The organism is Streptomyces sp. NPDC005402, from assembly GCF_040606575.1.
Taxonomy (GTDB): Bacteria; Actinomycetota; Actinomycetes; order Streptomycetales; family Streptomycetaceae; genus Streptomyces.
Genome location: NZ_JBEXFB010000049.1, coordinates 25778 through 33280, shown reverse-complemented (window position 1 = coordinate 33280; position 7503 = coordinate 25778). Strand labels below are relative to the sequence as shown.

The following is a 7503-nucleotide window of genomic DNA, read 5'->3' as shown; positions in this document are numbered from 1 at the left end:
CAGGAACACCACCGGCCACACACCTGGGTTTCTGATGGCCACCAGCCTGGTCAACCAACGGCCACCCGCCTGGGTATCTCAGTGGCCGTTGACACCCACAGCCACACTCGCAGCACCGGCTGCGAAGTTCGGGCAGTTGCACGGGACTTGGCGGACCAGCGGCACTGCTGCATAGCCTCAGGGCTGACGCCCAGGCGGTCGGACGTGCGTTGCGACCATTCCCGCAAGGCGTCGCCGTTCTCCTGCCGCGCTGCGGCGACTTCCTCAATTACCTGGATCACGGGCGGCACAACACCAGGTTCGCTTCTGCGGTCCTCCAGGTCCTCGATCAGCGTTCCAAGGGGGACGTTGGCTACAGGCAGCGTGAAGTGGGGGACGGCTCTGCGGGCTGCCGCCCGCACCTCCAAATGCGCGGCCGGACCCAGTAACCCGATAAGATCTTCGTATTCGTCCGGCGTGAGGATGTGCACGGGCCCCAGCCTCGCCGCGACGTCCCTGACCTGTTGTGCCACCGCCCCGTGTGCCGTGAGCGTACTGAGCAAAGTTGGCATGCCACGCGTGTGATACATGGCAGCGTCGACGAGGTCCGCACAAGTGGGCGGAAACCAAGGAAGGTTGAGGACGCGGCCAAGCCGTTCGGCGCATCGCTGAAGCTTCCGCTCGGAGAGCACATCGAGGGCGGTGATCAGCTCGCCGCGTCGGACTCGCATCCGAGGGTCGGACATCTCAGCGGCCAGGGTGGGGAACGCGCCGGCAGTGGCGAGCAGCTTCATCATCTCGGAAGCCCTGATGGCGTACGAGCGGAGGTTGTCGGGTTCAGTGGACACCACCAGGCCTGTTACGCAGCCGCGTTCACGATCCCACAACGGTGCGCCGCTGTGGCCAGGCAGAATCTTCAGCGGGGCGTACCCAGGATCCAATATGTACCAAGGCCCCATGCTGGCCTGGATGTAGACGTCCACGAGCGAGCGTGGGGCTCCGTGGGCGTACCAGGTCGATAACCGGCGGCCGGACGTCTCCCGCACCGGCACTGGAGTGATGTCCGATGCCCCCATGCTGAACTTCAAGAGGGCGAGATCGCCGTCCCACCACTGTTCGCCGTCCAGCCGCGGCGCCAGCCAGCCGGCCAGCTCTACAGCGTGGCGCTCACTGCCCAGGCCCGGAAAGGAAACGGCGACCTCAAGCATGTCCCGCGAGGTCGGCTCGGCGGCGGCCAGCTTGGGCCGCCCGAGAGCAGCATTGATCACATGGGCACAGGTCAGCAGGAACCCGTCCGCGACGACCACACCCGCACCCAGTCCCTCGCCGATCGCACCACGGGTGTGCAAGGTGACCCATGCTTTGCGGATACGGGCGTCCGGGTCGTCGTCGGCCTGCCAGCGCACGACTACTCCGTCGGCACCGACGCTTCGAGATTCCACGTCGCGGACACCGTGAGACTTGCTTCGCCCTTGTTCGCGACGATCCCGAGCGTCAGGTCGTTGCCGACCTTGACGCCCAGGTCGACGGTCAGCTGCTGAGGCCGCCGGTCCATGGCAGACACTGTCTCGTGCACCGACTGCAGCACCGGAACCAAGGGCTTCAAAACCTCCCGCAGTGCGCCGCGAGCGGCCCGCCCCACCCTTCCATTCCCCCCACTCGCGACGGGCACGAGTGGCGCGGAACCAGGCGACGCGCCGCCCGCGACTGAGTTGGCCAGCGGACTGGGAAAGACCTCCAGCAAAACCGTCTGACCGTCATCGAAGGTGAACTCAAAGTATTCCCCCATGGGCCTAACTATGCCAGTTCCAGCCTCCTCTGACCCCCCAAACCGATCAACTTCGAGACCCGGCTCGAGAGTGCATCTGTGTCATTCGTCAAACGAGGCGCGGGGGTTCCGGGTTGGGTGCCTGGTGCTAGTAGGGCTTGGTCAGGTTCGTATGGGTGTGGGTATGTCGCGGTGGCAGGTGGGGCAGGCGCCGGCCCGGGGGGCGAGGAGTGTCTGGAGCTCGCCGACAACTTGGTAGAGGCTCAGGCCTGCGCCGTGTCTTTTGGGTGACGGGCCAGTCGTTGCAGGGTGCAAAAGGCGTGGGCGACGGAGACGAGGGTGACGTGGTGGTGCCAGCCGGCCCAGGTGCGGCCCTCGAAGTGGGCCAGGCCCAAGGCCTGCTTCATCTCGCGGTAGTCGTGTTCGATGCGCCAGCGGAGCTTGGCCAGCCGCACCAGGGTGGCCAGCGGCATGCCGGAGGGCAGGTTCGACAGCCAGAACTGCACCGGTTCCGGCTCGGTGGCCGGCCATTCGGCCAGCAGCCACCGCTCGGGCAGCTCCGGATCGTCGACGGCCTTGCGGACACCGCGTCCGGCCGGGCGGATGCGCAGGGCGACGAACCGCGAGTACATGCGCTTGACGCCACTGCGGCCCTTGCCCGGCCGGGATCCTTCCCGCCAGGACACCGGCCGGGCCGCCGTCCGGCCGGCCGCGATGACCAGGTCCTTCACGGTCCGCGCAGGCTCGGGGTACTGCGTCTTCGGCGGGCGCCCGGTGCCCGCATAGACCGGTCGGACGGGCCGGGCATCGGCCGGATGCGCGGTGTGACGGCCGGAGACACCGACCGCATAAGGCAGGTCCCGTTCCTCCAGACCGAGACGGAAGGCGGCGGCATCGCCGTAGCCGGCGTCCGCGACCACCAGCGGGATGTCGATGCCCCACGAGAGGGTCTCGTCGATCATGTCCAAAGCGAGCTGCCACTTCTCCACGTGCCCGACCTGGTCGGGGATGCCGCAGCGGGTACGGCGGGTGACCTTGGCCGGGTCCGCCTGCGGGGAGGCCGGATCCCAGGAGGCCGGCAGGAACAGTCGCCAGTCGATCGCGGCCGAGGCGTGATCGGTGGCCAGGTGCACGGAGACGCCGACCTGGCAGTTGGTGACCTTGCCCGCGGTGCCGGTGGGCGTTGTCACGTTGTTGGGTGTGTGACTGCCTGACGGCGCGTCGGGGCAGGGTGGGCTTGGGAGCCGGGCCTGTGGTCAGGCCGTGGTGGGCCGGTCGGCAGCGCCGGTGATGTGGTCCCAGATCGCGAAGCGGACGGTCATCTCGGCTCGGTAGTCGTGTGCGGGCATCAGATGGCGGCGGGGCCGGGAAGTGGTGCGAGATGCCGCTGACCGCGGACAGGAACCGCTGTGCTCCGCCCACGGAGCGGAAGCCTTTCATCGCCCGTTCGCGCTGCCTGGTGGGCTGGTGGCTGTTCTCCGCCCGGTTGTTCAGGCCCTTGTGCGAGCGGTGCTCGACGGAAGGCATGACCTCGCGGTGGGCCGCGCCGTAGGAGCGGAGCTTGTCCGTGACGATCACCCGCGGCACCGTGCGCGTCTTCTTCATCAGGCGGCGGAAGAAGCGCCCGGCCGCGGCCTCGTCCCGCCGCTTCTGTACGAGGATGTCGAGTACGTTGCCGTCCTGGTCGACGGCCCGCCACACGTACTTCAGCTCACCGTTGATCTTGATGAAGACCTCGTCAAGGTGCCACTTGTCGCCGGTCGGGGGCCGACGACGGCGTAGTCCGTTCGCGTACGCCTGGCCGAACTTGGCGCACCAGCGGCGGATGGTCTCGTACGAGACGATGATCCCGCGCTCGAACATCAGCTCCTCGACCTCACGCAAGCTGAGCGGGAACCGGAAGTACAACCACACGCAGTGGGAGATCACCTCGACCGGGTACCGGTGTCCCTTGCACGACAGCGACCCGGCCCCCACGAACAGCCCCCTCCGGCACGATCAACCAGAAGATCATCCCCCCCCGGTCAACCAACGTGTCAGCGCCCTCACCGGCGTTGTCCTACACAGCGATCAAGTCGCTTATCACAATGAGCGGTTGTGACCGTCACGGACTCCGAGCGGCCAAGCCTTTCAGCCATCAGACGGCGACAAGCTGACTGCCATACCCGGAGTTTCCGGGCTTCACCGATCCTACGAATGACCGGCGTGAGCCCGCGCTAGAACCGTAGGACAAGCTCAGAGCAGGTCCGCCCAGCTGCTCCAGCCGCTGGTGGCCTTGGACACACGGCCCTTGAAGCCGCCCGTGCCGGTGCCGGCGTAGAAGTACAGGGCGCCGGCGGAGGTCGTGACCATGAGGTCGGCCTTGCCGTCGCCGTTGGCGTCGCCGGGCGAGAACAGCTTCTTGTACTGCTGCCAGCCGGTGCCGACCTTCACGCGGGGGCCGAACGGCTTGGACGCCGAGCCGGTGCCCGCGTACCGCCACAGAGTGCCGGAGGTGTCGCGGGCCAGCAGGTCGGGACGGCCGTCGCCGGTGAGGTCACCCGGCCCGACCACGGCGTTGTACTGCTGCCAGCCGGTGCCCAGCTGGACCCGCCCGGCCACCGACATACCGCTGCCGGTGCCCGCGTAGAGGTAGAGCGTGCCGGTGCCGGTGACGGCCAGCAGGTCACCCTTGCCGTCGCCGGTGATGTCGCCGGGGCCGACGATGCGGTTGTACGTGGTGGAACCGGCGGCGATCAGCGGGTCGGCGAGGGCGTAGAACGCCGGGTTGGTCAGCTTGCCGCTGCTGACGGAGTGGACGACCAGGTCCGCGAGGCCGCTGTCACGCAACGAGGCGGCGTAGGCGAGGCGGGTGCCGGAGGAGGGCCAGGCGCCGCCGACGAGGAGCTTGTCGGTCAGGGTGCCGGTGCCGGTGACCGCGTAGCTGTAGACGCTGCCGGCCGAGGTGCGGGCCATGATGCCGTACTTGCCGAAGTGCGGGTTGTTGCCCGCGCCCGCGAACTGGGTGGCCTTGCCCCAGCCCTTGCTGCGGGCCTGACGGGTGGCGAAGGTGCCGCTGCCGTTGCCCGGGTAGAGCCACAGGTTGCCGGAGAAGTCCCTGGCCAGCAGGTCGGTCTTGCCGTTGCCGTCCCAGTCGCCGCCGCCGATGATCTGGTTGTACGAGCCCCACTCGGTCCGGGAGTCCTTGGCCTTCGCGTTGAAGGTCCCGCCCTTCTTGCCGGTGTAGCGGTAGAGGGTCCCGGAGAAGGTCCGGGCCAGCAGGTCGCCGACGCCGTCGCCGTTGAGGTCCCCGGCGCCGATCAGCTCGTCGTACTGCTGCCAGCCCGTGCCGATCCTGACGCGGCTGCCGAAGGAGCCGTCGCCCTTGCCCGGGTAGTAGTAGAGGGTGCCGGTGGGGGTGCGGGCCAGCAGGTCGGGCTTGCCGTCGGCGTTCATGTCGCCCGGTGCGGCGATCTTGTTGTACGCCTGCCAGCCGGTGGCGGCCGTACGGCGTGAACCCAGCCCGCCCGGCACGCGCGCGTAGATGCCGGGGTGGAAGGAGAGCACCCCACTGGAGCTGAGGGTCAGCACGTCCTGGACGCCGTCGCCGTCGAGGTCGCCCGGGGTGAGGACGTCCTTGACCTTGGCGACGTCCGCGTCCAGGGCCATCGTCTCCGAGGAGCCGATGTTGACGTACAGCTGGCCCGCGACATTGCGGTACACCAGGTCGGAGGTGCCGTCGCCGTCGAAGTCGGCGCGGGCCGGCGCGGTCGCGTCCGCGTCGCCGGGCAGCACGGTGAGGGCGCCCGCGACGAGCACCGCGGCCGTACCGGCCAGCGCGGACACCTTCACGGCGAGCGGGCGCCGGTGTCTGCGGCCGCCCTCGGTCTGCCGGGATCGGGTGGTGAACACGGTTGCTCCCGCAATCAGAGGGTCGGGGTTGCGTCGGTGGCGGGCACGTCCGTCACGGACCCGGTGGGCGACGGCGAGGTGGAGTCCGTGGGCGTGGCCGGGTCCGTGGGGGTGGTCGTGTCCGTCGGGGACGGCGAGTTCGCTGGGTCCGCGGACGGGCTCGCCGACTCCTTCGCGCTCTCACCGGGCGAGGCCGGCGACGCCTCGGTCCCGGCGCCGTCGCGCCGCACGCCCGGCACCCCGTCGCTCACCCGGAAGACCGCGGCCGTGCTCGTCGTGCCGTTCTTCGTCACGACCGTGGAGATGGTCCGCAGCGTGGCCTCGATACCGTCCGCGGAGATGTCGAAGAGCAGGTAGCCGCGCCGGGCGTCGATCATCTTCCAGTGCGGGTTGTCCGCCAGCTTGGGCGCCCACTCGGCGGCGAAGGCCTCCAGGTCCTCGTCGCCGTTGCTGGAGAGGGAGGTGCCGACGAACTCCGCGCCGACGACCGCCGAGTCCGGATCGGCGAAGTCCAGCTTGAGGTCGCTGACGATGGTGCGGTGCCGGTCCCCGGTGAGCACCACCGGATTGCGCAGGTCCTGGAAGTCGGCCAGCAGGGCGTTGCGTTCGGCCTGGTAGCCGTCCCACGCGTCGTACTCCCACAGCTTGCCGACACCGGCCAGCAGGTCGGTCTCGGCCATCATCACCGGGGAGGCGATCAGGTTCCACTTCCGGCCCGCGGTGCGCATGCTGTTCACCAGCCAGTCGCGCTGGGCGGTGCCCACGATGACCCGGCCGGCCTCCTTGGCGACCTCCTGCGTGCTCGCCTGGTCGTCCCGGTACTGGCGGGTGTCCAGGACGTGCAGCCGGGCCAGGGTGCCGAAGTCGAGCGAACGGTACATCTGGACGTCGGGGCCGCTGGGCTTCTGCTTGAGGCGGATCGGCATGTGCTCGTAATAGGCCTGGAAGGCGGCCGCCCGCCGGGCCAGGAACTTGGCCGGCGGCCAGGCCACCGGATCGTTCGCCTTGTCGCCCGCCCAGTCCTGCTCCACCTCGTGGTCGTCGAAGACGACCACGAACGGAGTGGAGGCCCGCATCGCCTGGAGATCCGGATCGGTGTTGTACTGCTCGTGCCGGGCCCGGTACTGGGCGAGCGTCACCGGCGCGCTCGAACCCTCATGCCGGCGCACCCGGTAGGAGTACGCGGAACTCTCGTAGATGTAGTCGCCGACGAACAGCACCAGGTCCGGGTCCTGGGCCCGCATGTCCTGGTACACGGTGAAGTAGCCGTGCGCCCAGTTCTGGCACGACGCCAAAGCGATACGCACGCGGTCCGGGCTGCTGCCGGCGGCCGGCGCGGTGCGGGTGCGGCCGGTACGGGAGGTGCGGCCCAGCGCCTTGAACCGGTACCAGTAGTCGGTGGCCGCGCTCAGACCCGTCACGTCCACGTGGACGCTGTAACCGAGCGTGCTGGTCGCGTTGACCGTGCCGCTCCTGAGGATCCTGGTGAAACCGCTGTCCGCGGCGAGCTCCCAGCTCACCGCGACCGTGGGCGCCAGGATGCCCGAGCTGCCCGGGTTCGCGGGCACCACCCGGGTCCAGATCACGACCGCGGTGGGCAGCGGATCCCCGGACGCCACACCCAGCTTGAAGACCGAGCCGCTCACCGACGTACCGGCACCCGCCGTGGCGGTCGAGCCGCCCACCGAGGCGACGGCACCGCCCCCCGCCAGCTGGGTCACGCCCGCGACCCCGGCGCCCCCCAGCGTGACCGCTCCCGCCCCCAGGAACCGCCTGCGCCGTATGGCCTTGGCGTCGATTCTGTTGTCATTGCTGTTGTCGCTCCCGCGCACGCGGCCGACCTTCCCCCCCAGGCGGTGCTCCGC

At 69.3% G+C, this 7503-nt stretch carries 4 protein-coding genes and 2 pseudogenes; all 6 read right to left on the bottom strand.

The genetic code is table 11. The features are described 5' to 3' along the window. Positions 1–50: 50 nt before the first annotated feature. Positions 51–1385 carry a trypsin-like peptidase domain-containing protein gene (locus ABZT02_RS44475; protein ID WP_356028840.1) on the bottom strand — a complete coding sequence of 445 codons (1335 nt, stop codon included), beginning with the start codon at positions 1383–1385 and terminating at the stop codon, positions 51–53. Positions 1386–1387: 2 nt separating this feature from the next. Next, a complete protein-coding gene (locus ABZT02_RS44470; protein WP_356028837.1) occupies positions 1388–1768 on the bottom strand; it encodes a CU044_2847 family protein in 381 nt (126 codons plus the stop codon). Positions 1769–2010: 242 nt separating this feature from the next. Further along, a pseudogene (locus ABZT02_RS44465) lies at positions 2011–2949 on the bottom strand (IS701 family transposase); the annotation flags it as partial. A 193-nt stretch (positions 2950–3142) separates the two neighbouring features. Continuing rightward, a pseudogene (locus ABZT02_RS44460) lies at positions 3143–3724 on the bottom strand (IS6 family transposase); the annotation flags it as partial. A 258-nt stretch (positions 3725–3982) separates the two neighbouring features. Continuing rightward, positions 3983–5638, bottom strand: a complete 1656-nt coding sequence (locus tag ABZT02_RS44455; protein ID WP_356028835.1) for a VCBS repeat-containing protein — start codon at positions 5636–5638, stop codon at positions 3983–3985. A gap of 14 nt (positions 5639–5652) precedes the next feature. Further along, complete coding sequence (locus ABZT02_RS44450) at positions 5653–7470, bottom strand: alkaline phosphatase D family protein (protein ID WP_356028832.1); 1818 nt, start codon at positions 7468–7470, stop codon at positions 5653–5655. Positions 7471–7503: the final 33 nt, after the last annotated feature.

Coding starts and splice junctions, on each gene's coding strand:
- ABZT02_RS44470 (WP_356028837.1), bottom strand. CDS start 1,768: ATGGGGGAATACTTTGAGTTCACCTTCGATGACGGTCAGACGGTTTTG.